Source organism: Psychrobacter sp. UBA6766 (assembly GCF_002453355.1).
Lineage (GTDB): Bacteria > Pseudomonadota > Gammaproteobacteria > Pseudomonadales > Moraxellaceae > Psychrobacter.
On the sequence record NZ_DKGQ01000036.1, the window covers coordinates 43,612 to 69,531 of the forward strand.

Annotated in this window: 37 protein-coding genes, 1 tRNA gene and 1 pseudogene; 6 read left to right on the top strand and 33 right to left on the bottom strand. The window is 43.8% G+C overall.

Annotation, left to right across the window (positions count from 1 at the left end):
* Positions 1–2: 2 nt before the first annotated feature.
* From rplQ to B4K26_RS07905, 33 genes are all read right to left on the bottom strand, one after another.
* Entirely contained in the window at positions 3–362 is a 360-nt protein-coding gene (rplQ, locus tag B4K26_RS07745) for a 50S ribosomal protein L17 (RefSeq protein ID WP_021813387.1), read from the bottom strand.
* Positions 363–381: 19 nt separating this feature from the next.
* Positions 382–1,389: a DNA-directed RNA polymerase subunit alpha gene (locus B4K26_RS07750; protein WP_296244626.1), complete on the bottom strand. Its 1,008-nt coding sequence runs from the start codon at positions 1,387–1,389 to the stop codon at positions 382–384.
* 81 nt (positions 1,390–1,470) lie between these two features.
* Positions 1,471–2,112 carry a 30S ribosomal protein S4 gene (rpsD, locus tag B4K26_RS07755; protein WP_296244627.1) on the bottom strand — a complete coding sequence of 214 codons (642 nt, stop codon included), beginning with the start codon at positions 2,110–2,112 and terminating at the stop codon, positions 1,471–1,473.
* 48 nt (positions 2,113–2,160) lie between these two features.
* A complete protein-coding gene (rpsK, locus tag B4K26_RS07760) occupies positions 2,161–2,550 on the bottom strand; it encodes a 30S ribosomal protein S11 (RefSeq protein WP_058368279.1) in 390 nt (129 codons plus the stop codon).
* A 20-nt stretch (positions 2,551–2,570) separates the two neighbouring features.
* A complete protein-coding gene (gene rpsM, locus B4K26_RS07765) occupies positions 2,571–2,927 on the bottom strand; it encodes a 30S ribosomal protein S13 (RefSeq protein WP_058025564.1) in 357 nt (118 codons plus the stop codon).
* Positions 2,928–3,181: 254 nt separating this feature from the next.
* A complete protein-coding gene (rpmJ, locus tag B4K26_RS07770; RefSeq protein WP_011279805.1) occupies positions 3,182–3,298 on the bottom strand; it encodes a 50S ribosomal protein L36 in 117 nt (38 codons plus the stop codon).
* Positions 3,299–3,330: 32 nt separating this feature from the next.
* Entirely contained in the window at positions 3,331–4,662 is a 1,332-nt protein-coding gene (gene secY / locus B4K26_RS07775) for a preprotein translocase subunit SecY (protein ID WP_296244678.1), read from the bottom strand.
* Between the two features lie 19 nt (positions 4,663–4,681).
* A complete protein-coding gene (gene rplO, locus B4K26_RS07780) occupies positions 4,682–5,122 on the bottom strand; it encodes a 50S ribosomal protein L15 (protein WP_296244628.1) in 441 nt (146 codons plus the stop codon).
* On the bottom strand, positions 5,122–5,301 hold the full coding sequence (rpmD, locus tag B4K26_RS07785) for a 50S ribosomal protein L30 (RefSeq protein WP_068408453.1): 180 nt from the start codon (positions 5,299–5,301) through the stop codon (positions 5,122–5,124). The genes rplO and rpmD overlap by 1 nt, the downstream gene beginning before the upstream one ends.
* Before the next feature lie 22 nt (positions 5,302–5,323).
* On the bottom strand, positions 5,324–5,839 hold the full coding sequence (gene rpsE / locus B4K26_RS07790) for a 30S ribosomal protein S5 (RefSeq protein ID WP_068408455.1): 516 nt from the start codon (positions 5,837–5,839) through the stop codon (positions 5,324–5,326).
* A 2-nt stretch (positions 5,840–5,841) separates the two neighbouring features.
* Positions 5,842–6,192 carry a 50S ribosomal protein L18 gene (rplR, locus tag B4K26_RS07795; protein WP_068408457.1) on the bottom strand — a complete coding sequence of 117 codons (351 nt, stop codon included), beginning with the start codon at positions 6,190–6,192 and terminating at the stop codon, positions 5,842–5,844.
* Between the two features lie 11 nt (positions 6,193–6,203).
* Positions 6,204–6,737 (bottom strand): 50S ribosomal protein L6, encoded by a 534-nt coding sequence (gene rplF, locus B4K26_RS07800; RefSeq protein ID WP_296244631.1) that lies wholly within the window; start codon positions 6,735–6,737, stop codon positions 6,204–6,206.
* A gap of 193 nt (positions 6,738–6,930) precedes the next feature.
* Positions 6,931–7,329, bottom strand: a complete 399-nt coding sequence (gene rpsH, locus B4K26_RS07805) for a 30S ribosomal protein S8 (protein WP_296244635.1) — start codon at positions 7,327–7,329, stop codon at positions 6,931–6,933.
* 11 nt (positions 7,330–7,340) lie between these two features.
* Complete coding sequence (gene rpsN, locus B4K26_RS07810; RefSeq protein ID WP_296244638.1) at positions 7,341–7,646, bottom strand: 30S ribosomal protein S14; 306 nt, start codon at positions 7,644–7,646, stop codon at positions 7,341–7,343.
* A gap of 12 nt (positions 7,647–7,658) precedes the next feature.
* On the bottom strand, positions 7,659–8,195 hold the full coding sequence (rplE, locus tag B4K26_RS07815; protein WP_102077550.1) for a 50S ribosomal protein L5: 537 nt from the start codon (positions 8,193–8,195) through the stop codon (positions 7,659–7,661).
* Between the two features lie 21 nt (positions 8,196–8,216).
* Complete coding sequence (rplX, locus tag B4K26_RS07820) at positions 8,217–8,534, bottom strand: 50S ribosomal protein L24 (RefSeq protein ID WP_296244640.1); 318 nt, start codon at positions 8,532–8,534, stop codon at positions 8,217–8,219.
* An 8-nt stretch (positions 8,535–8,542) separates the two neighbouring features.
* Positions 8,543–8,911, bottom strand: coding sequence for a 50S ribosomal protein L14 (gene rplN, locus B4K26_RS07825; protein WP_010196702.1), 369 nt, complete (start codon positions 8,909–8,911; stop codon positions 8,543–8,545).
* 181 nt (positions 8,912–9,092) lie between these two features.
* Entirely contained in the window at positions 9,093–9,365 is a 273-nt protein-coding gene (gene rpsQ, locus B4K26_RS07830) for a 30S ribosomal protein S17 (RefSeq protein WP_068408467.1), read from the bottom strand.
* On the bottom strand, positions 9,362–9,559 hold the full coding sequence (gene rpmC / locus B4K26_RS07835) for a 50S ribosomal protein L29 (protein WP_068408469.1): 198 nt from the start codon (positions 9,557–9,559) through the stop codon (positions 9,362–9,364). Before rpmC ends, rpsQ begins: the two co-directional genes overlap by 4 nt.
* Positions 9,559–9,972 (bottom strand): 50S ribosomal protein L16, encoded by a 414-nt coding sequence (rplP, locus tag B4K26_RS07840; RefSeq protein ID WP_296244643.1) that lies wholly within the window; start codon positions 9,970–9,972, stop codon positions 9,559–9,561. The genes rpmC and rplP overlap by 1 nt, the downstream gene beginning before the upstream one ends.
* A 3-nt stretch (positions 9,973–9,975) precedes the next feature.
* Positions 9,976–10,704 (bottom strand): 30S ribosomal protein S3, encoded by a 729-nt coding sequence (rpsC, locus tag B4K26_RS07845; protein WP_409521382.1) that lies wholly within the window; start codon positions 10,702–10,704, stop codon positions 9,976–9,978.
* A 3-nt stretch (positions 10,705–10,707) separates the two neighbouring features.
* Positions 10,708–11,037: a 50S ribosomal protein L22 gene (gene rplV / locus B4K26_RS07850; RefSeq protein ID WP_068408473.1), complete on the bottom strand. Its 330-nt coding sequence runs from the start codon at positions 11,035–11,037 to the stop codon at positions 10,708–10,710.
* A gap of 10 nt (positions 11,038–11,047) precedes the next feature.
* Positions 11,048–11,323 (bottom strand): 30S ribosomal protein S19, encoded by a 276-nt coding sequence (rpsS, locus tag B4K26_RS07855; protein WP_010196682.1) that lies wholly within the window; start codon positions 11,321–11,323, stop codon positions 11,048–11,050.
* 12 nt (positions 11,324–11,335) lie between these two features.
* Positions 11,336–12,163, bottom strand: a complete 828-nt coding sequence (gene rplB, locus B4K26_RS07860; RefSeq protein WP_296237160.1) for a 50S ribosomal protein L2 — start codon at positions 12,161–12,163, stop codon at positions 11,336–11,338.
* 11 nt (positions 12,164–12,174) lie between these two features.
* Entirely contained in the window at positions 12,175–12,525 is a 351-nt protein-coding gene (rplW, locus tag B4K26_RS07865; protein WP_296244646.1) for a 50S ribosomal protein L23, read from the bottom strand.
* Positions 12,522–13,124: a 50S ribosomal protein L4 gene (rplD, locus tag B4K26_RS07870; RefSeq protein WP_068408479.1), complete on the bottom strand. Its 603-nt coding sequence runs from the start codon at positions 13,122–13,124 to the stop codon at positions 12,522–12,524. Before rplD ends, rplW begins: the two co-directional genes overlap by 4 nt.
* 14 nt (positions 13,125–13,138) lie before the next feature.
* A complete protein-coding gene (gene rplC / locus B4K26_RS07875) occupies positions 13,139–13,777 on the bottom strand; it encodes a 50S ribosomal protein L3 (RefSeq protein ID WP_068408481.1) in 639 nt (212 codons plus the stop codon).
* A 49-nt stretch (positions 13,778–13,826) separates the two neighbouring features.
* On the bottom strand, positions 13,827–14,138 hold the full coding sequence (rpsJ, locus tag B4K26_RS07880) for a 30S ribosomal protein S10 (protein ID WP_010196670.1): 312 nt from the start codon (positions 14,136–14,138) through the stop codon (positions 13,827–13,829).
* 427 nt (positions 14,139–14,565) lie between these two features.
* The gene (locus tag B4K26_RS07885; protein ID WP_296244647.1) at positions 14,566–16,158 is read right to left on the bottom strand and encodes an Rne/Rng family ribonuclease; all 1,593 of its coding nucleotides are present in this window, start codon (positions 16,156–16,158) and stop codon (positions 14,566–14,568) included.
* 214 nt (positions 16,159–16,372) lie between these two features.
* Entirely contained in the window at positions 16,373–17,092 is a 720-nt protein-coding gene (locus B4K26_RS07890; RefSeq protein WP_296244648.1) for a Maf family protein, read from the bottom strand.
* Between the two features lie 71 nt (positions 17,093–17,163).
* Positions 17,164–17,649: a rod shape-determining protein MreD gene (gene mreD / locus B4K26_RS07895; protein ID WP_296244649.1), complete on the bottom strand. Its 486-nt coding sequence runs from the start codon at positions 17,647–17,649 to the stop codon at positions 17,164–17,166.
* Between the two features lie 181 nt (positions 17,650–17,830).
* On the bottom strand, positions 17,831–18,691 hold the full coding sequence (gene mreC / locus B4K26_RS07900) for a rod shape-determining protein MreC (protein WP_296244650.1): 861 nt from the start codon (positions 18,689–18,691) through the stop codon (positions 17,831–17,833).
* A gap of 348 nt (positions 18,692–19,039) precedes the next feature.
* On the bottom strand, positions 19,040–20,077 hold the full coding sequence (locus B4K26_RS07905; protein ID WP_414708034.1) for a rod shape-determining protein: 1,038 nt from the start codon (positions 20,075–20,077) through the stop codon (positions 19,040–19,042).
* A 672-nt stretch (positions 20,078–20,749) separates the two neighbouring features.
* Here B4K26_RS07905 and gatC point away from each other — a divergent pair.
* The 6 genes and pseudogenes from gatC to B4K26_RS12895 form a co-directional block, all read left to right on the top strand.
* Entirely contained in the window at positions 20,750–21,064 is a 315-nt protein-coding gene (gatC, locus tag B4K26_RS07910; RefSeq protein WP_296244655.1) for an Asp-tRNA(Asn)/Glu-tRNA(Gln) amidotransferase subunit GatC, read from the top strand.
* Positions 21,065–21,134: 70 nt separating this feature from the next.
* Positions 21,135–22,637, top strand: coding sequence for an Asp-tRNA(Asn)/Glu-tRNA(Gln) amidotransferase subunit GatA (gene gatA / locus B4K26_RS07915; RefSeq protein ID WP_296244656.1), 1,503 nt, complete (start codon positions 21,135–21,137; stop codon positions 22,635–22,637).
* Entirely contained in the window at positions 22,637–24,163 is a 1,527-nt protein-coding gene (gene gatB, locus B4K26_RS07920; RefSeq protein ID WP_296244659.1) for an Asp-tRNA(Asn)/Glu-tRNA(Gln) amidotransferase subunit GatB, read from the top strand. Before gatA ends, gatB begins: the two co-directional genes overlap by 1 nt.
* 114 nt (positions 24,164–24,277) lie before the next feature.
* Positions 24,278–24,354 (top strand) — tRNA-Pro (locus B4K26_RS07925).
* A 157-nt stretch (positions 24,355–24,511) separates the two neighbouring features.
* Positions 24,512–25,747 carry a tyrosine-type recombinase/integrase gene (locus B4K26_RS07930; RefSeq protein WP_296244662.1) on the top strand — a complete coding sequence of 412 codons (1,236 nt, stop codon included), beginning with the start codon at positions 24,512–24,514 and terminating at the stop codon, positions 25,745–25,747.
* A gap of 95 nt (positions 25,748–25,842) precedes the next feature.
* Positions 25,843–25,920, top strand: a pseudogene (locus tag B4K26_RS12895) (transposase); the annotation flags it as partial.

A 25,920-nucleotide genomic window follows, 5' to 3' on the forward strand; every position in this document is an offset into this window, starting at 1 on the left:
AATTAGTCACGATCAACCAATTCTACATAAGCCATTGGCGCATTGTCACCATCACGGTAACCGCATTTTACGATACGCAAATAACCACCTGGACGAGTTTGGTAACGAGGACCAAGCGTGCCAAATAATTTGCCTACCATAGCTTTGCTACGCATACGGCTGAATGCTAAACGACGGTTAGCAACGCTGTCTTCTTTAGCCATAGTGATTAATGGCTCAGCAACACGGCGCAATTCTTTTGCTTTTGGTAAAGTTGTTTTGATCAGTTCATGCTCAAATAATGAGTTGGTCATGTTCTGAAACATTGCTTTACGATGACTGCCGGTACGACCCAGCTTGACTCCACTCTTACGATGGCGCATAGTCAAAAATCCTTAAAGTTTAACGGCTACGATAAGAAAAGCGATCATCGACACGAAGGTCAGCTGGTGGCCAATTATCTAGGCGCATTCCGAGCTCTAAATCTTTAGACGCTAATACGTCTTTGATTTCCGTCAATGATTTCTTACCAAGATTTGGGGTTTTTAGTAGTTCAGTCTCTGAACGCTGTACCAAATCACCGATATAGTAAATGTTTTCAGCTTTCAAGCAGTTGGCTGAGCGAACCGTTAGTTCAAGATCGTCCACAGGGCGTAATAGCACCGGATCAACCTCTTCTTTTTCTTTCACAGGCTCAGGCGCTTCTTCAGCTTCTAGGTCAACAAAGATAGAAATCTGTTGTTGTAAAATAGTGGCTGCTTTACGAATTGCTTCTTCTGGATCGATAGTGCCATTAGTTTCAAGCTCGATGATAAGACGATCAAGATCGGTACGTTGCTCTACACGTGCGTTCTCAACCTGATAAGCAACACGAAGTACTGGGCTAAAACTTGCATCAAGCTTTAAGCGTCCAATCGCTTTAGTGTCGCCATCTTCACGGCGCTGGTTTGCTGGCTCATATCCACGACCCATTACTACACGCAAACGCATCTTAAGATGACCACGATCGCTTAATGTGCCTAATACCAATTCTGGATTGATAATATCAACATTATGCGGCAACGCGATGTCTGCAGCAGTAATAGTGCCTGGACCTTGTTTATCCAAGGTCAAGAATACTTCATTTTGGTCATGAAGGGTGATTGCCAAGCCTTTTAAGTTCAAAAGCAAGTCAAGCACGTCTTCTTGTAGTCCTTCAAGCGTTGAGTATTCATGGTCAACACCATCAATCTCAGCTTCAATGACTGCAGCACCAGGTAATGAAGATAACAAGATGCGACGTAAGGCATTACCTAAGGTATGCCCAAAGCCGCGTTCTAACGGTTCGAGCGTGACTTTCGCAATCGTTTCATTAACCGTATCCACGTTAATGGCATTCGGCGTTAGAAACTCAGTTGCACTTAGCATCATGATGTCACCTCGATTTATTAAACTGGTTTAATGAACGTTGATTGCTCAATGCTATTTCTATAACATCGAGCAGTACGTTACTTACTTAGAGTATAGCTCAACGATCAAGCTTTCGTTGATTTCAGCAGGAAGATCAATACGATCAGGCGCTTGTTTAAACGTGCCTTGTAGTTTGCTGTGGTCAACATCTAGCCATTCTGGAATACCACGTTGTGTCGCTAGTTCAATAGCGTTTTTAATACGTAGTTGTTCGCGAGATTTCTCTTGGATAGCGACGACATCACCATCTTGCAACTGAATTGATGGAATGTTCACACGAACAAACTCATCACGGCCAGCTTTTTTTACCATCACAGTACGATGGCTAACTAGCTGACGCGCTTCAGCGCGAGTTGAGCCAAAGCCCATACGATAAACGACGTTATCAAGACGACTCTCAAGCATTGCTAGTAGGTTTTCACCAGTAGCGCCACGCTTACGAGCAGCTTCTTTATAGTAGTTAGCAAACTGACGCTCTAACACACCATAGATACGCTTAACTTTTTGTTTTTCACGTAACTGTAGAGAGTATTCTGAGCTTTTATTACGGCTGACACCATGTTGACCAGGTGGACGAGCCGCTTTTTTCGTTTTTACGTCATATGGTTTAACACCAGACTTAAGGCCTAAGTCTGTACCTTCACGACGTGATAATTTGAGTTTTGGTCCAATATAACGGGCCATTGTTATGTCTCCTATAAGCTCTTATGATAAAAAGCTTCGTCTTTAATATTAGACGCGGCGCTTTTTCGGCGCACGGCAACCATTGTGTGGGATTGGGGTTACATCAGAGATGCTGTTAACTTTATAACCCAATGCACCAAGTGCTCTTACCGCAGACTCACGACCCGGTCCTGGTCCTTTGACCAAAACGTCGATATTCTTAACACCGTATTCTTGAGCCGCTTTACCAGCGACTTCAGCTGCAACCTGAGCTGCAAATGGTGTAGATTTACGTGAACCACGGAAGCCTTGTCCACCTGAAGTGGCCCAAGCCAGTGCATTACCTTGACGATCGGTAATCGTAACAATGGTGTTATTAAAAGACGCATGGATATGGGCAACGCCCTCCGATACTGAACGACGAGTCACTTTTTTGCGACTACGAGTGTCTTTAGCCATCTTTTAGCTTCCTAAGTTAATTATCTTTTGAGAGGGCGTGTCGGACCCTTACGAGTACGAGCGTTGTTCTTGGTGTTCTGACCTCTTACTGGTAGATTACGACGATGGCGAATGCCACGGTAACAACCAAGATCAACCAAGCGCTTGATATTCATTGACACTTCACGACGAAGGTCACCTTCAGTCATGTAATTTGCAACTTGTGCACGGATAGCATCTAACTGTGTATCATCTAACTGACTAACTTTAGTAGTAGGGGCAATGCCAACTGCTTCTAAGATTTTCTGAGCAGTGGTACGACCTATACCAAAGATATAAGTTAGTGAAATAACAGCATGCTTATTATCCGGAATGTTTACGCCGGCAATACGAGCCATTGATTTCTCTCCATTAAAGAAAAATATCCTTATTGATTGAATAAGGCGATATTCTTCAGATTTGTTGCTGTCAATACTAAAGCTTTTATAATTATTATCACTGCTTCAACTTGCTCACAAGTTTGTTCATTGACCATTTTATAAAAGATTTCGCATAAACTACGGCAAGTGGCGGATGATATCGCATCCGCCGTTATTTTTCAAGTATTAATTTTATAAATAGAATAAGCTCTATGCTTTATTCTTTTATGACATTAACCTTGACGTTGCTTGTGGCGAGGTTCTGCGGTACAAATAACATGTACACGGCCTTTACGGCGCACAACTTTACAGCTACCACAAATCTTTTTAACTGATGCTTGAACTTTCATAGCATGCTCCTTTGAGATATCGTACCGCTCATTTAAGGTTGAGTGGGCGATTGAATTAACGTCTGATCATGATATTGATGGGTCATCAAATGCGCTTGGATTTGCGAAATGAAGTCCATTACCACAACCACCATAATCAGTAAAGACGTACCACCAAGTTGAAACGGTACACCAAACGATGACTGCACGACCATTGGCATTAAACAAATAACCGTCATATACATCGCGCCAATAAAGGTCAGTCGGTTTAATACATGATCGAGGTAACGCTGAGTTTGTTGTCCGGGGCGAATACCTGGGATATAAGCTCCACTACGTTTAAGGTTTTCAGCTACTTCACGCGGACTAAATACCAATGCCGTGTAAAAGTAACAGAAGAAAATAATCATTGCGCCAAAAAGAACCAAATATAGCGGCTGTCCTGGAGACAATACTAGCGCCATATTTTGTAATATCTTTTGGGTAAAAGTAGGATTAGCAGATTGACCAACCCACTGCCCTAAACTTGCTGGAAACAACAACAATGAACTGGCAAAAATGGCTGGAATAACCCCGGCCATATTTAGCTTGAGCGGCAGATGAGACTGCTGCTGAGCATAGATTTTGCGACCTTGCTGTTGCTTCTGAGCATAGTTTACCGGAACACGGCGCTGAGCACGTTCAATATAAACGATACCGGCAGTTACCGCGATGCCTAGCAATACAAAGATAAAAAGTACAATCAAGTTCATCTGCCCTTGATTGACCTGTTCGATAGACTGCGAAATCATTCCTGGCGTACCAGCCACAATACTCGCAAAAATGAGCATTGAGATACCATTACCTACGCCGCGTTCTGTAATCTGCTCACCAAGCCACATTAAGAACATAGCACCTGCTACCAATGAGGTAACCGCTGGAATGTAAAAGGTCAAACCAGTAGATAAAGTAAGATTCTGACTGATTAAGCCAGCACACATTCCTAATGACTGTACTAGGGCTAATCCAAGCGTCCCTTGACGGGTATACTTGTTTAGCTTACGTCGTCCCGCTTCACCTTCTTTTTTGAGGGCTTCAAGCGATGGCAATACCGCAGACATCATCTGAACGATAATAGATGCTGAGATATATGGCATGATGCCAAGCGCCATGATGGACATACGCTCTAGTGCACCACCTGAGAACATATTAAACATGCTCAAAATGGTATTTTCGTTGCGCGAAAACAGATCAGCCAAGTTGACCGGATTAATACCCGGAACTGGAATATGAGACCCTAAACGATAAACAATCAATGCGCCGATTAAGAATAACAAACGCGTCCATAACTCATCATACTTACGTATGAAGGCAAATGGATTAAGCGGAACACCAGCCGATGACATTGATTGTTTTGACACGTTACTACTCCTCGATGCTACCACCAGCAGCTTCGATTGCTTGCTTGGCGCCTTTAGTCACTTTGATACCTTTAAAAGTATAAGCTTTAGTGACTTCGCCTGACAACATAATACGAACGCGCTTCATGTCATGACGGATAACGTTAGCAGCTTTTAGCGTTTCAATACTAACCACATCGCCTTCGATTTTGTTCAGTTCAGACAGACGTACTTCAGCAGTCGTCATGGCCATTTTACTGGTAAAACCAAATTTTGGTAGGCGACGATATAAAGGCATTTGACCACCTTCAAATCCTGAGCGAATGCTAGAACCTGAACGAGATTTTTGACCTTTTACACCACGACCACCGGTTTTGCCAAGACCTGAACCTATACCGCGACCACGACGTTGGGCAGTTTTCTTGGCGCCAACACCTGGTGATAATTCATTTAATCTAAGTCCCATTACGCTTCCTCCACTTTTACCATGTAGTTGACGCGATTGACCATACCACGGGTTGAAGGAGTATCTTCTACTTCAACAGTATGACCAATACGGCGTAAACCCAATCCTTTCAAGCTCGCTTTGTGGCTCTTGAGGCGATGGGCACCCGATTTAAATTGAGTGACTTTCATTTTTTTCATCGTAACTCACCTAGTTTCTAAGTTAACCCAAGATTTCGTCTACAGATTTACCACGTTTTGCTGCCATCTTTTCTGGAGTTGACATATCACGTAAACCGTTGAATGTTGCACGAACAACGTTTGCCGTGTTGGTAGAACCATGAGATTTTGTTAAAACGTCTTTAACACCAGCAACTTCTAATACCGCACGCATTGCGCCACCGGCGATTACGCCAGTACCTTCAGATGCAGGCTGCATGTAGACTTTACTAGCACCATGACGTGCTTTGATCGGATGGAATAATGTTGCACCATCAAGCTCAACAGTAATCATGTTGCGCTTAGCAGCTTCAAGTGCTTTTTGAATAGCCGCTGGTACTTCACGTGCTTTACCACGACCAAAACCAACACGGCCATTGCCATCACCCACTACGGTTAGCGCAGTGAAAGAGAAAATACGACCGCCTTTAACCACTTTTGCAACGCGATCAACGGTAACTAAGCGTTCTACTAGACCGTCAGTCTGTTCATTTTTATCATTTTTATCATTTCTAGCCATGATTAAAACTCCAATCCGTTTTCGCGAGCAGCTTCAGCTAAAGCTTTTACTCGACCATGATATTTAAAACCACTACGGTCAAAGGCAACTTTAGTAATTCCAGCTGCTTTTGCGCGTTCTGCGATCAATTGGCCCACAGACGTCGCTGCATCAACGTTACCAGTCGCACCTGAACGCAAGCTGCTGTCTAAGGTAGATGCCTGAGCAATCACTTCACCACCGTTCGGAGAGATAATTTGGGCATAGATGTGTCTTGGGGTACGGTTAACCGTTAGACGATTCACGCCTAAGAAACGGATATGCGCACGGGTTTTCTTTGCTCGACGTAGACGAGCTGCTTTTTTATCAAACATTTCAACTCACCTTATTTTTTCTTGGCTTCTTTGCGAATCACATGCTCGTCACTATAACGAATACCTTTACCTTTATAAGGCTCAGGTGGGCGGAAAGCGCGGATATTAGCCGCTGCTTGACCAAGCTGCTGTTTATCGTTTGATTTTAAAACGATTTCAGTTTGCGATGGCGTTTCAGCTGACACACCTTCAGGTAGCGTATATTCTACTGGATGTGAGTAACCAACGTTCAACGTTACTTTATTACCAGTAGCTTGAGCGCGATAACCAACACCGATAAGCTGAAGACGTCTTTCAAAGCCTTCGTTTACGCCGATAACATAGTTGTTAAGCAGGGCGCGCATAGTGCCAGTATGCATCATTGCTTCTTTTGAATCGACTGTAGGTGAGAAAATGATCGCATCATCTTCCTGTTTCAGCTCGACCAATTCATGCAGGCGTAAAGACATATTGCCGTTCTTGCCTTTAACTTCGACCTGCCGATCGTTCAAAGTAACACTTACGCCGCTAGGCAGTGCTACTGGGGCTTTAGCCACACGAGACATAGGAATATTCCTTAAAAAATTGACTTTCTTTTATTAGCGAAAAAACTAACAGGCTAAAAAGCGTGTTAGTTTAGCATAATTGAACACGTTAGACACCCATCAATGTTAAAAAATATCTAGTATAAAATTGATAAGTGCCTAACGAATATCAAGTAGACTTTATCGTCTCATTACCGATAGCAATAATTGCTAATTAGGCAACGAATGCAACGATTTCACCACCGATACCAGCAGCGCGTGCAGCACGATCGCTCATGATACCTTGGCTAGTTGATACGATAGCAACACCCATACCTTGTTTAACAGTAGGGATAGCGTCTTTACCGCGATGCTGGCGTAAACCAGGACGGCTATAACGTTGAATCATTTCGATAACAGCTTTACCTTCGAAGTATTTTAGTTCGATGGTTAAAGTCGCTTTGTTGTTTTCTTGCTCAGTCACAACAGCGCTGGCTACATAACCTTCACTAACCAATAAGTCAGCGATTGATTTACGTAGTTTAGAGCTCGGCATTGCTACCGATACTTTATTAGCCATTTGTGCGTTACGAATACGGGTTAGCATATCCCCAACGGTATCTTGCATACTCATATAGTTACTCCTTACCAGCTTGCTTTACGAACACCAGGCACATCGCCTTGCATGACACGCTCACGCAGCATATTGCGTGATAAGCCAAACTTGCGGAAGTAACCGTGAGGACGACCTGTGATAGCACAACGATTGCGCAGACGAACTGGTGAGGCATTGCGTGGAAGAGCTTGTAGCTCTAACATCGCTTCCATACGAGTTTCATCGCTTGCAGTCATATCACTGATAGTTTCTTTTAGCTTGATACGCTTTTCAGCATACTTAGCAACCATTTTTTCGCGTTTTAGTTCGCGGTTAATCATGCTCTTTTTTGCCATAACGTCTTTACCTTATTTAAATGGGAAGCCGAATGCTTTAAGCAACGCACGACCTTCTTCATCAGTACCAGCTGACGTGGTGATCGTTACATCCATACCGCGGATACGATCAATCTTATCAAAGTCTACTTCTGGGAATACGATTTGCTCTTTGATACCCAATGAGTAGTTACCACGTCCGTCAAAGGCTTTAGGTGAAAAACCACGGAAATCACGAATACGAGGAATTGCAATGGCAATGAGACGATCTAAAAATTCGTACATTTGCTCACCGCGTAGCGTTACTTTACAGCCAATTGGCCATTCTTCACGAATCTTAAAGCCAGCAACTGATTTACGCGCTTTGGTGACCACAGGTTTTTGACCAGCGATAGCGGTCATGTCAGCTACTGCACCTTCAAGCAATTTCTTGTCTTGAGATGCGCCACCTACACCCATATTCAATGTAATTTTAGTGATTTTAGGCACTTGCATCACATTCGCCAAACCAAGCTCTTCTTTGATTTGTTGCTTTAATTCTTCGTTATATAAAGATTTTAATCTTGCCATTACCATTACACCCTTAGTGTCTTACGCAGTCGCCACTACTTCACCGTTCGAACGATAGACGCGTTGTTTTTTGCCGTCTTCGCCGAATTGATAAGTAATACGATCAGCTTTTTGGGTTTGCGCATTTAAGATTGCGACATTTGAAATATGCAGAAAAGCTTCTTGCTTAACAATGCCACCTTCAACACCAGCTGCCTGATTTGGCTTCTTGTGTTTGGTGACGATGTTAATGCCTTCAACTTTAATACGATCATTTTTTACAGCTTGAACAGTACCCTGCTTGCCTTTGTCTTTACCAGCAATCACGATAACTGTATCGCCTTTACGTAATTTTGACATGGATTACCTCACAATACTTCTGGTGCTAGTGATACAATTTTCATAAACTGATCACCACGTAGTTCACGAGTTACCGGTCCAAAAATACGAGTTGCAATCGGTGCTTTGTTTTGGTTCAACAATACCGCAGCATTGTCATCAAAACGCAGAACAGAACCATCAGGACGACGAACGCCTTTTTTGGTACGAACAACTACAGCATTCATCACGTCGCCTTTTTTAACACGACCACGCGGAATGGCTTCTTTAACCGTTACTTTAATAATGTCGCCAACTGATGCATAACGACGATGAGAGCCACCCAGTACTTTAATGCACTGAACTCGTCTTGCACCGCTATTGTCTGCAACTTCCAGCATCGATTCAACCTGAATCATAGCGTTACTCCACACGTATGAGCAATAAAAACCAGTTGCTGCCGCTAGCACAGAATGAGTAGTCGGCATTTTAATAATAATAACCGCTGCTACTCTTAATGTGAGTGATTTACGCTCGGCGCAATCAGCATCCTTAAAAAGGCGGCTATTTTAACAGCTTCTGGCTTTTAATGCAATTTACTTAGATTTTTTCTACTTTTTCAACCACTTCAACCAAAGTCCAAGACTTGGTTTTTGAGATTGGACGCGTTTCTTTGATGCGGACAAGGTCGCCTTGTTGACAAACGTTATCTTCATCATGAGCTTTGATTTTTGTAGAACGACGAAGCTGTTTGCCATACAAAGGATGACGAACCAGACGCTCAATCAAAACTGTGATGGACTTGTCCATCTTGTCGCTGACAACTCGTCCTGTCAATACGCTAGCATTAGCTGTTTGATTGTTATCGCTCATGAGTCGCCTCGTTGTTTCTCGTTAATCAAAGTCTGGATCTGAGCAATCGTACGACGATTGCTTCTGACTTCATGGGTATTACCCAACTGACCAGTTGCTTTAGCCATACGAATACGGAAAGCATCAAGTTGCTTTTCATCAAGTAACTGAGTCAGTTCTTCTAATGATTTATCACGTAATTCACTGATCTTCATTACATTATCGTCCGCTTAACAATGGTAGTTTTAAAGGGCAGTTTTGCTGCAGCAAGCGTTAACGCTTCGCGAGCAAGTTCTTCTGAAACCCCTTCGAGTTCATATAGCACTTTACCAGGTTTGATTTCGCATACCCAGTACTCGACTGGACCTTTACCTTTACCCATACGTACTTCTAGTGGTTTATTGGTAATAGGTTTGTCTGGGAATACACGAATCCAAATCTTACCGCCACGCTTAATTTTACGAGTGATGGTACGACGTGCTGCTTCAATTTGACGGGCAGTCATACGACCACGAGTCAACGATTTTAGACCAATTTGTCCGAATGCAACGGTGCTTCCACGATGAGAAAGACCTGTGTTACGACCTTTATGCATTTTACGAAACTTGGTACGTTTTGGCTGTAACATAGTTTAACCTCTGTCTGAGTTTCGACGGTTTCCGTTTCCACGACCACGGCGTTTTGGCGCACGAGGCTTCTCTTCGTTGACGGGATTATAAACACTGTTCATACCGTCAAGGATTTCGCCACGGAAAATCCAAACTTTTACACCGATAGTGCCGTAAGTTGTCTCTGCACGAATTGACGCGTAGTCAATATCAGCACGGAGTGTATGCAATGGCACACGACCTTCACGGTACCATTCAGTACGAGCAATCTCAGCACCGCCAAGACGGCCAGACAGCTCAACTTTGATACCTTTAGCACCAGAGCGCATACTGTTCTGAACCGCACGTTTCATCGCACGGCGGAACATAACACGGCGTTCAAGCTGGCTACCGATACCGTCTGCTACCAAACGTGCATCAAGATCAGGTGATGTGATTTCTTCAATATTGACCTGAGCAGGAACGCCCATAATTTTGGTCAATTCTTTTTGAAGTCTTTCGATATCTTCGCCTTTTTTACCGATAACAATACCAGGACGCGCAGTGGCGATGGTAATCTTAGCAGCACCAGTAGGACGCTCAATCATAATATTGCTGATCATAGCGTTGTCTAGTTTTTTACGAAGATACTCACGAACTTGAATGTCGTTGATGAGGTATTCTGAGTATTGTTTAGGGTTAGCATACCAGTTTGCGTTATGCTTTTTGACAACACCAAGACGAATTCCGATTGGATGTACTTTTTGACCCATAACTTATTCTCCTACCTTTATAGTGATGTGACAAGTACGCTTACTGATACGATCAGCGCGACCTTTAGCACGTGGTAGGATACGTTTTAGCGTAATGCCTTCATCGACATAGATGGTTGACACTTTAAGAGTATCAATATCTAAACCGTTGTTATGTTCAGCATTGGCGATGGCTGAGTCAAGACATTTCTTAACGAACACAGCGCCTTTTTTATTACTATACGTTAGGATATCCAAAGCACGCTCGATAGATTTGCCACGAACTTCATCAGCAACGAGTCTAACTTTTTGTGCCGATATGGCGGCACCGCGTAATTTTGCAGTTACTTCCATGGTAAGCACCTTATCTCTTAGCTTTTTTGTCAATGCCATGACCACGATATGTACGAGTCGGGGCAAATTCACCTAGTTTATGACCAACCATCTGCTCGCTCACGATAACCGGTACATGAGTACGGCCGTTGTGAACAGATAAGGTTAGGCCAACCATTTGTGGCAAAATCATCGAGCGGCGCGACCAAGTTTTAATTGGTTTGCGTGAGTTGGTGTCTAATGCATTCTCAACTTTAGCAAATAAGTGCGCGTCTATGAATGGACCTTTTTTCAATGAACGAGGCATGAAATTCTTCCTTTATTTCTTCTTGGCGCGGCGGCGGATGATCATACTGTCAGTACGCTTATTATGACGCGTTTTAAGTCCTTTAGACTTCTGACCCCAAGGGCTGGTTGGATGGCGACCTTTGTTACGACCTTCACCACCACCATGTGGGTGATCAACCGGGTTCATAGCGACACCACGAACTGAAGGACGAACACCGCGCCAACGTGAAGCACCGGCTTTACCAAGTGATTTCAAGTTGTTTTCAGTGTTAGAAACTTCACCAATAACAGCACGGCAGTTCACGTGAACGCGGCGAGTTTCACCTGAACGTAGACGTAGAATAGCATAAATACCGTCACGACCTAGTAGCTGAACGCTTGCACCCGCAGAGCGAGCCATCTGTGCACCTTTACCGATTTTAAGTTCGATATTGTGAATCACAGTTCCCAGTGGGATGTTTTTTAGCGGTAAGCAGTTACCTGGACGGATTGGAGAGTTCTCTCCTGACATTACTGTATCACCAACTGCTTGTTTTTTAGCAGCAATGATATAGCGACGTTCGCCATCAGCGTACTTAAGTAAAGCAATGTGTGCAGTACGGTTTGGATCGTATTCGATACGCTCAACCACAGCTGGGATATTGTCTTTAGTACGTTTGAAATCGATAACGCGATAATGATGCTTATGACCACCACCGATATGACGAGTTGTTATGCGACCGTTGTTATTACGACCACCTGACTTACCTTTTGATTCGACAAGTGCTGCAAACGGACGACCTTTGTAAAGGTGTGGATGCACCACTTTTTCAACAAAACGACGGCCTGGTGATGTTGGCTTTGCTTTTACGATAGGCATGAGTGTAATCCTTATTCGTTGATCGCTGTTTCACTAGTAGAAGTAGTCGTATTTGCGACTTCTTCACCAGCATCAGCCATTTGTACATCTTGACCAGCTTTTAAGGTAACATAGGCTTTTTTATAGTCGTTACGACGGCCGATACTCTTACCAAAACGCTTTGTCTTACCTTTAACATTCAAAGTGTTTACTTTAGTAACTTCAACACCTTCAAACATCAACTCAACTGCTTTTTTGACTTCAAGCTTAGTAGCATTAGAATCAATTTTAAATACCTGAACACCAAGTGAGTCGCCAAGCATTTGAGATTTTTCTGAGAATACAGGTCCTCTTAGGATCTGATAAAGTCTTGCGTTATTCATGCTAGTGCTTCCTCAAATTGTTTCGCAGCTTCAACTGACATGATTACTTTATCAAAAGCAATCAAGCTCACTGGATCCACTTCGTTTGTACCAAGTACATTGACGTGTGGAATGTTGCGAGCAGCTAAGTATAAATTTTCGTCAACTTCTTTGGTGACGATGAGTGCACGAGGTGCGCCCAAATCATTTAACTTTGCAATCAGCTCTTTGGTTTTTGGGCCAGAAACGCTTAGCTCTTCAACCAAAATCAAACGCTCTTGGCGAATCAATTCGGCTAGGATGCACTGCATCGCACCGCGATACATTTTGCGGTTAACTTTCTGTGACCAATCTTGTGGTTTGGCTGCAAATGCACGACCACCAGAACGCCAGATTGGGCTACGAATAGAGCCTGCACGAGCGCGACCAGTACCTTTTTGGCGCCATGGCTTGATGCCACCGCCAGAAACTTCGGCACGGGTTTTTTGAGCGCGTGTACCTTGACGAGCACCAGCAAGATATGCGGTGACGACTTGATGCACTAATGCTTCGTTGAATTCACGACCGAAAGCCGTATCAGAAAGCTCAACTGCCGCCCCTGTAACTGTTTTTAAATCCACGTTAATCCCCTTGCTTAGGCTTTGACTGACGGACGTACGATGACATCGCCACCGGTGGCACCAGGGATTGCACCCTTGATGACAAGTAACCCTTTTTCAACATCAACCGATATCACTTCTAGGCCTTGGACGGTAACGCGTTTGTTACCCATTTGACCTGGCATTTTTTTGCCTTTGAAGACTTTACCTGGTGACTGGTTTTGACCAGTTGAACCAAGGACACGGTGAGAAACTGAGTTACCATGAGTGGCATCTTGCATGCTAAAGTTGTGACGCTTTACGCCGCCTTGAAAGCCTTTACCTTTACTCTGTCCTGTGACATCTACAATCTGACCTTGTTCGAACAAGTCAGCTAGGATCTCACCACCAATCTCACGACCTTCAAGATCGCTGTCATTGGCACGAAATTCCCAAACACCACGACCAGCTGCAACACCAGCTTTAGCGAAGTGACCTTTTTGTGCAGCAGTTACGCGGCTGTCACGACGAGTACCTGTGGTAACTTGAATGGCTTGATAGCCATCTACATCAGTATTTTTTACTTGAGTAATGCGGTTAGCATGGACCTCAACCACTGTGACAGGGATAGATTCGCCTGCTTCAGTGAAGATACGGGTCATGCCGCATTTTTTACCGACTAAACCGATCGCCATTTTAGACCTCTTTATATCTTATATTAATGGGTTGGGTGTGTAATGTGCATTAACCCAAAGCAATTTGAACGTCAACACCCGCCGCTAAGTCTAACTTCATTAGCGCATCCACAGTTTTGTCGGTAGGCTGAACGATATCAACCATACGCTTATGAGTACGGATTTCGTACTGGTCACGAGCGTCTTTATTAACGTGTGGAGAGGTTAGAACGTTGAAGCGCTCAATGCGAGTCGGCAACGGTACAGGACCACAAACTTGCGCACCGGTGCGCTTTGCAGTATCAACAATCTCTTGTGCAGATTGATCAATCAGACGATGATCAAAAGACTTAAGACGGATACGGATTCTCTGGTTAGCCATGCCAGCAAGCTCCTAATATGTGCTTTTGTCATTCTTGTTTTGAAGATATGAGCAAAAGCCGTTTGGTTAAATATTCACTTTAAGCGGCCTTCTGTTCTTAACCAGAATGAGTTCGTTACCGGAACTTATAGCGTGCCAAAAGCAAAATAGTTTAAAGCCCCGCCGACCCTTCCATTATAGGATGTCAGCAAAGGCATAATGAAATAGTGCTAGAAACGATGCTCTAGCTGTCATAGCGCCAGCTGTTTAATTGGCTGCGCATATATAATTCAGTGGTGTGTATTATACATAGTATTTTACTCATTGCAAGCGCAATATCTGTGGTGTTTTGAGATATTACCCTTTATAAACAAGCCTTTTTATCCATAATATCTTCCTCTAAACCTTAGCTGAACCTTTCAATAATGGCCAGAATTTTAATCTATCACTAGTCTAAAACAATGTCATATTGCTCTTGGGTATAAAGATTTTCTACGTCAAACGTAATCACTCTACCTAATAGATATTCTAAGTCCGCTACGGTGTCGGATTCTGAGGTCAGAAGTAAATCAATTACGGCGGCATGCGCAACCACGGTGAATTTTTTTGGTGAGTTGTAAGTACGCGCACAGCGCATGATTTCGCGAAATATCTCAAAGCAGACGGTTTCAGCCGTTTTCACAAAGCCGCGACCCTGACAGGTTGAGCATGGTTCACAGAGCTGCTGACCAAGGGATTCTCGGGTACGTTTACGCGTCATCTCAACCAGCCCAAGCTCACTGACTTGGGTGATTTTGGTTTTGGCGTAGTCTTGCGCTAGCTGCGCTTGTAAGCTCTCTAAAATATCGTCTTTATGCTGCTGCTCAAGCATATCGATAAAATCTAGGATAATAATACCACCAAGATTTCTTAAGCGTAATTGCCGAGCAATGGCATGAGTGGCTTCTAAATTGGTTTTATAAACCGTATCTTCTAACGAACGCCCGCCGACAAAAGAGCCGGTATTAACATCGATCGTCGTCATGGCCTCTGTTTGATCAATGATTAGATAACCGCCAGATTTTAAGTCGACACGGCGTTTTAAGGCGTCACGCAAATCGTCTTCGACACGGTGGACGTCAAACAAAGACGGCTCGGCGGTATAATGCACTATGCGGTCATAGACAAAAGGCACAAACTCTTTGGCGAAATAACGGACCTGCTCATAGATTTGCGCGTTATCAATCACTACTTTTTCGGTATCGGCATGCACCAAGTCACGAATGGAGCGCAGCGGCAGTGATAATTCTTGATAAATGAGCTCAGAGCTTTGATTTGGTTTTGTTTCTTGGCGACGGGCACAAATGGTGCGCCAGAGCTGCAATAAATAGTAGATATCTTCTTCAAGTTTATTAACAGGTACGCGCTCAGCGGCGGTACGCGCAATCAGGCCACCTTGTAGGTTGACCGTTTGCATCAGGCTCGCAAGCTCTGTTTTTAGCCGTGTGCGCTCTTCTTCGCCATCAATTCGCTGCGAGATACCGATATGGTCGCTCGATGGTAGATAGACCAAGTAACGTGATGGTAGCGATATATTGGTGGTTAAACGCGCGCCTTTACTGCCAAGCTGGTCTTTGGTGACTTGAACTAAGATACGCTGGCTTTCGTGCAGCCGATGTTGAATGAGAGTCTTTGAAACGGCCACGACCTCGGTACTTTGCGCGCTGACAACGGGCGGTGTAACCGCCAAATCTTCAGCAGAGGCTTCTATAATAGAACGTTCATTATCGGTATTCTCTGAGGTCTTGTGCTTATCTTCGGTGACGGGACGCGGCTCGCGCTGCATATCGTTGACATGTAAAAATGCCGTTCGTGACTGGCCAATATCGACAAAAGCTGCCTGCATGCCAGGAAGTACGCGTACTACCGTCCCCAAATAGATGTTGCCAACCAAACCCAATTTATGATGACGCTCAATATAAATCTCGCCCAAGACACCGTTATCTAACACGGCGACGCGGGATTCCATGGGACTAATATTAATCAGCAGCTCTTCGGACATAATATTTTCTCTTATCACTCAGCTTTCTTGCGAAGCGTTCATAGTTTGGTAGCCTTACAGTGTACCAAATGCACCTTGTGTTTGCCCATTACCCTACCGTGTCATTATGTGCAAATGGTTGAATGGTAGCTATTGGCAACTTCACTTAAAGCCGCGCCGTTAACCGCTCTTGACCAAATATGTCCTACACTTATCTATTGGTCTGTTAAGCGCTTTAGACTTTTCTGTCAGCGCTAACATCTGTGATATTTTTAATTAACGTCAACGTTTGCGCAAGCGGTAAGCCAACCACATTGGTATAGCTGCCATTAATACGGCTAACCCATGCCGCGCCCAAACCTTGAATACCATAGCCACCAGCTTTATCAGCAGGCTCGCCACTTTCCCAGTAATCTCGCATCATCTCTTCGGTTAAGGGTATAAAGGTCACTTCGGTGCGCTCAGTGATTTGTTGCTGATGAACGACTTGAAATGCCCTTTCAGAGTTTGAAGAGTTTGAAGAGTTTGAAGAGTTTGAAGAGTTTGAAGAGTTTGAAAGCTTAGCCGATAATAATACTTGAGTAGCTTGCACTGCTGTCCATACTTGATGAGTGCTATCAGACATCTGCTGCCACATGCGATAAGCATCTTCACGACTATCGGGCTTAACCAATACCGTTTTATCATCTGCCAAGACACCAATAGTGTCAGCGGTTAAAATGATAAAAGACTCAGATAAATCAGCGTAATCAGTATGATTATCCTTTAACTCTTTATTCAATCGTTCTAGCGCGGCCTCCGCCTTGGTAGCAACCATACGTTCAATATAATCTTTAGGCGCTTCATTAGCTTGCGGCGTTTCATCAATATCGACGCTCATAACCGTAAATTCTAGTTGCGCCCTTTTGAGCAGCTCATGGCGACGCGGCGAGCCAGAGGCTAAAATAAGTTCCATCGCTATTCTCTCATTGTATAAATTTATGATTTTTTGATTTTCTGGTTTTGCAGGCCGATGAGAATATGAAGTTAGCGAGCAAATTTGCGTAATGCCAATAGCACCAATGGCCAACTGATAATGCTCATTAATAACGACAGTGCAGATTGGGCGACAAAAGTGTTTTGGATAAACAGCTGTAATATCCATAAGCTCACTTGGAAAACAATCAATCCTAGACTTGCTATTAACCAAGCACTGATGGTATTTAGTTGTCTGATATAAATACTAGTGATTTTTATTACCAGTGCCACCGTTACTGCTGCAAAAGCTTGCTGACCTAAATGGGTATCCATTAATAAATCAGCGATAATGCCGATGATAAAGGCGCTAAAAATCCCGATATAACGCGGCTGAAACAGTAACCAAAAAATAAGTACCATGATCATAATCATGGGACGCAATGTTGCCATGCTTGGACTTAAGGGATATACACTCAGCGATGAGGCGACAATAAAACTCAGTATAATCAAGGCAGGGAGCACCCCAGTTGCATTATCAGAATCATCATATGCCATGAGTACTTACCTTTAGCGAGAGTTTAGCAGTAGCTATTTAATAGTTCATTTAGTATCGAAAGGAATAGCAGCGCTGATTAATAAGATAGTTTTGAATACTATTTATTTTATTTGTCTGTCTAGGCGTCTATGCTATAAATGATGACGAGCTATGCAGACTTACAAATAAGCTGACAAGCTCTTATTTTTCTCTAATACCCGCATTCTTTTTATTGACCAACTTATCTTGTAGCACTAATACGTAAGCATTGTCGATAAAGTTTGCCGCTGGCGTGACTTCAATACTTCTAAAGTTATCCTCCTGCGTGTCTTCAACATGCGCAATGCGACCGACGCGATAGCCTGCGGGAATTCGTCCACCTAAGCCTGATGACACTAGCTCATCGCCAACGCGTACATCTGAGGTTTTAAAGACGTAGTTGAGGCGTAATGAGGTTGGTATGCCTTCACCCGTGACAATAGCACGCTGCCCAGTACGTTTGACCGTCACAGCAACGGATTGCTGCTCATCGGTAATCAGCAATAAACGACTGGTATTGGGGTAAACATTAATAATCTGACCTAAGACACCCACTTCATCGATGACCGTTTGACCCACTTGCACGCCATCTTGCTCACCTTTATTAAGCACTACAATTTGTCTGAGCAGATTGGTATCAGTGCCGATAACTTGAGCGAGGTTTAAATCAAACTGTTCAGGCCGGGTAGTCGATAGGATACCCTGCAAGCGGGCATTTTGTGCCAAGATATAATCTTGCTGTTGTAGTTTGGCTTGAGCGTGGATAAGTTGCGTTTTTAGCTGCATATTTTCGCGGCGAAGCGCTTCTTTTGATTGTAAACTGCCACTTGACCAGTGTTCTGCATAACTCGGTAATAATGACAGCTCATAGATGGGCTGCATCGCGGCATGCGTGGTCGAGCGTATCGGATTAAACCATTCTGGATTTTTACTATCAAACCACATCAGTACTAGCGCCACTATTAGTACAATAGCAGTCTTACGAAGTGCTAACGGTTGGCGAGCAAAAATACTTGGAATCATAATTGGTCTAATCTAGAGGTTTTAAGGTGAGCAATAGCTGCTACTTGATATAACAGTAACAAATATCAAGATATAAAATACGACCTTATCAAAATTTTTTATTTAATAAATCACAATAATGAATGCTAAAAACCTATGACTAATTAAGTAATATCGTACTGATATTTCATTTTGGCATGGGTAAATATCATTAAAGGCAACCTTATTGGTTACCTTTAATAGAATAAAACGATTTTTACAATGAAACGGCTACTCAATATGACTCTAGCTTCAACCAAGCAATCAAGCAATCAAGCAATCAAGGCAAATATAGCCATTATTACTTGATGAGTTATTAAAGTTAACAACTTAAACAAAAATCATATTCAGACTTTTATTGTTAATAAAATCGAGCGCAATGCCACCGCCGCGGCTCACGCAGGTCAATGGCTCTTCTGCAACGGTCACAGGCAGACCGGTTTCTTTAGAGATGAGTTTATCTAAATCACGCAGCAATGCCCCGCCGCCCGTTAAGACAATACCGCGCTCAGCGATGTCTGATGACAGCTCAGGTGGCGTTCGTTCAAGCGCCGCTTTTACCGCGCTAACAATGCCACTTAATGGATCGCTTAGGGCTTTTTGTACTTCTTCTGAATTGACCGTAAAAGTTTTTGGTACGCCTTCTGCCATGCTGCGACCGCGAACTTCAACTTCTAATTGGCTGTCTTCATTTAATGCCGAACCCACTTCTTGTTTTATGCGCTCAGCCGTGGTTTCACCAATCACGCAGCCATGAGTACGGCGAACATGAGTAATAATTGCTTCATCGAACATATCTCCGCCAATACGAATCGACTCAGCATATACGCAGCCTGACAGCGCGATAACTGCAATCTCAGTGGTACCACCACCGATATCAACGACCATTGAACCACTGGCTTCATGAACGGGCATGCCCGCACCGATTGCGGCGGCCATTGGTTCTTCTAGCAATAATACTTTGCTCGCGCCTGCTGATGATACTGCTTCCCGAATCGCTTTACGTTCAACCAGCGTTGATTTGCAAGGCACACAAACCACCACGTTAGGTTGGGCCATAAAACGCTTGGCTTTCACCTTAGTGATAAAATGCTTGAGCATTTTTTGTGTCACTTCAAAGTCTGCAATCACACCATCTTTTAATGGACGGATAGCCGTAATATTGGCAGGCGTACGACCCAGCATCTGTTTAGCATCAATACCAACGGCAGCGACGGTAGGGTTTTGAGTACGATTACTTCGTAGCGCGACCACGGTTGGCTCGTCGAGCACCACCCCTTTACCAGGAATAAAAATGAGGGTGTTCGCAGTACCGAGGTCGATTGCGATATTATTTGATAAAAATCCAAACGGGTTCATGGCTAATATATCCAGCGTATTACAAATGAGGCGAATGAGGCGAACGAAATTGACTGAGGGCTACTCGTCAGTATTGAGCAGGTCGTCGTTAGACATGACCTATGGCGCGAGTTTATCATCGCAGCAAGTCAAACCGAAGCATTAATGATGAAATGAAAAAACTGAGCTAAATTATACCGATTTGGCTCAAAAAAAACACAGATATTTGCATCAGTACGCTAGAATTTCACGCTTAAACGCGAAAAGTTGTTACAAAGTTTAAAATCACAGACAATACGATGCTATTTAATGAAACATCATTTAATTCAATCACTACTAAGGCACTACAGCAATACGATATTCCTACTGCATGATTTTCCGAGTCGTTAACTTGGCGTTTGGCTTAGCAGTGGATGCATACTGTAACGTATTTTTTAATAAAATGGTAAGTAATTGATAACCCCACCATAATCTTAAGTTCAATCGCTCAGTTTTGTAGAACATGCCAGCTTGGTTGATATTATGCAGCAATCGAGCGCTGCTCCTCTGTAAACTTGGGTGAGATGCTTTATAATAGCCCTACTATTTATAAGACACAGCTACAAACACTTTATTTGAGTGTATTGTAATCATTACCTGTCTTAATGCTTATCTACTTGTCATACCCTACTCTAATAAAAACTGTCCTTCACCGGAGAAATTATGTCACAGCCAACCCTCGCGACTGAAAACAATGTCAGCCGTCAAGAAATCTTAGAAGTTGCCCGCCTTGCGCGTCTTGGCGTTGATGAAGATACCGCCAATAGCTATGCTGATGATATCAGCGACGTATTAAAACTGATGCAAACGCTTGCTAATGTCGATACCACCGGTATCAAACCCTTGGCAAACATTCATGAAGCTTGCCAAGAGTTGCGCGCGGACGTCGCTAAACACGATATCAATCGCGAGCGCAATCAATCGGTTGCCCCTGCCGTTGAATCAGGCTTGTATCTTGTACCACAAGTGATTGAATAATATATTCAAATTATTCTTGCCTTTATTTTATCCTATTTAATGCTATTCACATTTTGACGGACGACACCTTATGTCTGAACTTCACCTTTTAAGTACCCAGCAGCTTATTACGGGCTTGCAAGACAAACAATTTAGCAGCACGGAATTAACCGAACACTATATTAAGCGCATCAATGCCCTTGATAGCAAGATTAACAGCTTTATTACTCATACTTCTGAAACGGCATTAGCGCAAGCAAAAGCCGCTGATGAGATGCGTGTCCAAGGTGATAAACGCCCATTACTTGGTGTACCAATGGCGCATAAAGACATTTTTTGTACCCAAGGCGTTCTGACGACTTGTGGTTCAAAAATGCTGCATAATTTTGTGTCGCCTTATGATGCCACTATCGTCACCAATATCGATAAGGCTGGCATGATTAGCCTTGGTAAGCTCAATATGGATGAGTTTGCAATGGGCTCGGATAATGAAAGCTCACATTATGGCGCCGTGCACAATCCTTGGAGTCTTGAACGCGTTCCTGGTGGCTCGTCGGGTGGTAGTGCCGCTGCCGTCGCCGCAGGCTTCGTTCCGGTTGCTACTGCAAGTGATACAGGCGGCTCTATTCGTCAGCCTGCCTCATTTTGTGGCCTGACAGGGATTAAACCCACTTATGGTCGCGTTTCGCGCTTTGGTATGATTGCTTATGCGTCAAGTCTTGATCAAGCAGGCAGCTTGGGCCGTAGTGCGATGGACTGTGCTTATTTATTGCAACCAATGATTGGTCATGACCCACGCGATGCCACTTCTATCAAGCACGATATGCCTGATTATGTGCAAGACTTAAATCATGCCGTCACTGCCGCTGGAGACAAAGCTAAGCCATTAGAAGGCTTACGAATTGGCGTTGCTAAAGAGTACTTTAGCAAAGGGTTAGATACTGAGGTGGAGCAAGCGGTACGTGCAGCGCTAAAACAATACGAAGCGCTTGGTGCGACGATTGTAGAAGTGAACATCACTGACCCCGAGATTACTCTTGCTACTTACTATATGTTAGCGCCTGCAGAAGCGTCTTCAAACCTATCACGTTTTGATGGCGTGCGTTTTGGTTATCGCTGTGAAAACCCAACCGATCTTATTGATTTATATACGCGCTCTCGCTCTGAAGGCTTTGGTCCTGAAGTACAACGTCGTATCTTGACTGGAACTTACGCGCTATCGGCGGGTTACTTTGATGCTTATTACACCAAAGCACAAAAAGTACGCCGATTAATCGTGCAAGATTTTGAAGATGCTTTTGTTAACTGTGACATCATCGCCAGTCCAACTGCGCCAACCGCAGCTTATAAACTTGCTGAAGACCTTGATCCTGCGACGATGTATTTAGGCGACGTTTATACCATCGGCGTCAACTTGGCCGGTCTCCCTGCCCTTAGTCAACCTGTTGGTTTAACCACAAACGGTTTGCCAATTGGTTTGCAATTAATTGGACAATATTGGCAAGAAAGCAAATTGCTCTCTACCGCCCATTTATTCCAGCAGCATACAGACCATCATTTACAACACTCTACCATCGCAAAGGAGACGGTATAATGAACACAGCAACTATTACTGATAATGCCGCTCACCAAGAAATTGTCCGAAAAGAGCTGTTCGTTGATGGCTACGAAGTGGTCATCGGCATTGAGATTCACTGCCAGTTGAACACCGAAAGTAAAATATTTTCCAGCGCGCCAACCGACTTTGGTCACGAGCCAAATACTCAAGCCAGCATCGTTGATTTAGGACTGCCTGGCGTATTGCCTGTATTGAATACGGGCGTGGTCGATCGAGCGCTCAAATTCGGTATCGGTGTCAATGCAGAACTGGGACTATTTAATACCTTTGACCGAAAAAACTATTTTTACCCTGATTTACCAAAAGGCTATCAAATTACCCAAATGGCCAACCCTATCGTCGGTAAAGGTTATATCGATGTCGTGGTCAATGAAGGCGAGAAAAACGAATACCCGAAACGAATGGGTATCACCCGTGCGCATTTGGAAGAAGATGCGGGTAAATCCGTTCATGATGCCGTTGATGGTATGACGGGTGTCGACCTTAACCGCGCTGGCACGCCACTCATCGAAATCGTCTCCGAGCCTGATATGCGCTCGGCTTCCGAAGCGCTTGCTTATATTAAAGCCATTCATCAGCTGGTCACGTGGCTTGGTATCTCAGATGCGATTATGGCAGAAGGCTCATTCCGCTGCGATTGTAACGTCTCTGTGCGCAAACCGGGCGCAGCATTAGGTACGCGAACTGAGCTGAAAAACCTCAACTCATTCCGTTTTATCGAACGCGCCATCAATCGTGAAATCGAGCGTCAAATCGATATTATTGAGGACGGCGGTAAAGTCATTCAAGCAACGATGTTATACGATCCTGAGCGCGATGAAACCCGCACCATGCGTACCAAAGAAGACGCCAATGACTATCGCTATTTCCCCGATCCTGACTTGCTACCTGTGCGTATTGAACAACATACAGTCGATGAAATTAAAGCAGCGATGCCTGAACTCCCTGTTGCCCGCCGTGCGCGATTTGAAGAAGCGCTTGGGTTATCAGAATACGATGCCCGTATCTTGACGGGTAGTCGTACGCTAGCCGATTATTTTGAAAATGTCGTCAATGAGGTCGGACAACAAGATGCCAAAATGGCAGCTAACTGGGTCATGGGCGACCTGCTAGGTGCGCTCAACAAAGATGATAAAGACATCGCCGACTCACCTATTAGCGCCAAGCAATTGGCGGGAATGCTGGCACGAATCAAAGACGATACGCTATCTGGCAAACTGGCTAAAAAAGTCTTTAGCGCCCTCTATGAGCGCGAAGGCGGCGATGCCGATGACGCAGCAGATAAAATCATCGAGGAAAAAGGCCTGAAGCAAGAAACGGATACCGGTGCGATTAAAGCCATGGTCGAAGAAGTTATTACCAAAAACCAAGCCATGGTCGATGAGTATCGCGGCGGCAAAGAAAAAGCCTTTAACGGTTTGGTCGGTCAAGTCATGAAAGCCAGCCGCGGTAGTGCCAACCCCCAACAAGTCAATCAAATCCTAAAAGAATTATTGGGTTAAGACTGGTTATTAGAGACTAGACTAGCTGAGTTCTGGAAAATGAGGGTTATAGATTTTGGCTAAAACAAATAGCCCTTGCAATATGCTTAATTTTGCGTAAAATAGTCAGTCATTCGGGGCGTAGCGCAGTCTGGTAGCGCACTACACTGGGGGTGTAGTGGTCGCAGGTTCAAATCCTGCCGTTCCGACCAAACACAATATTAGGGCAGACCGTCATTGACCGTCTGCCCTTTTATTTGCAAGCCATTCAGCTGAATCAGCCTTTTTTAAAGGCATTTGTTATCCGTTACAGAACGTGGTAATCCGTCTAAAATGTTGGTATTATCGTTGGTATCATACGATACCATAATGGATAATACCAACATGAGTCTAAATAATACACAGATAAAGAATCTTAAGCCTACCCAAAAAGCGATAGACTCAAAACGACCTGATAAACATAGTGATGGTCAAGGGTTACAATTATGGGTGCGTTATACAGGCGTTAAGTCATGGATCAGCGCCTACCGCTGGCAAGGCAAACAGCAAACCCTTACTATCGGTACTTATCCAGTAATGAGCCTACAAAGTGCACGCCAGCGCAATCTTGAGATCAAAAGATTAATAGTTGATGGCATTAACCCAAAAGACGATAAGAAAAAAACACGAGCAGAAAATGACGGATCAAAGGCTTTCGATACGATAGCTCAGTGTTGGCATAATGACCGTAAAGCACATATAGCACCTACTACCCATAGCCGTGACTACTCACAATATCAGCGCGACATTAAGCCCGTCATTGGTCATATAAATATAAATGAGATAACTGCGCCTGATGTTTTGGCTATTGGTAAAGCTATCGAAGCTAGGGGCGCTAGTGATATGGCAAGACGCGCAATACGTCAAACAGGGCAAATCTTTAAACAAGCCATACGTGAGGGCTTAACCAACCTCAACCCAGCCGACGACCTAACTGAAGCACTAAAACCGCATAAGGTAAAGCACCATAGTCGCATCACCAGCCAGCAATTACCAAAGCTACTACAAGATATTAACGCCTATGATGGTGATGTACTGGTAAAGCTAGGCCTATGGTTTATGTGCTATACGTTTGTGAGAACGCAGGAATTACGCTTTATGGAATGGAGCGAGATAGACTATAAAGACAAGTTATGGCGCATACCTGCCGATAAAATGAAAATGGATAGACCGCATTTAGTGCCGCTTACACCGCAAACAATGGCGATCTTAGAGCAAATCAAGACGCTAGGCTTTTCGGACAAGTATGTCTTCTTTAATCCATCGACGCGTAAGCCATACAGTACCAATGCTTTTATTACTGCCCTATGGCGCATGGGCTATAAAGGCAGAATGACAGGGCACGGATTTCGCGGACTTGCCAGCACTACCTTACATGAACAAGAGTTTATGCACGAAGCTATAGAGCTACAGCTGGCACATGAAAAAGAAAACAAAATAAGCAAAGCCTACAATGGAGCTCAACACTTGCCTTATCGTACCGACATGATGCATCAATGGGCTAATTATATTGATGATGCGTTTGCTGGCAAGACTGAAGATAGGATAGATTGTTCAAAAGTGTAAGATGGTTGAGACATATGTGTTTAAGTAAACAGAAATATTGAGCCTTTCCTAAAAACTATGTAACAGCTTATAATCTCCTAATAGGAGAATAATCAATGACTATCCAAAATGACATTAAGAAACTGGCCGAGCAAATGGCTGGTAGCATGAGCAGCTTTGATGACATCAAAGAC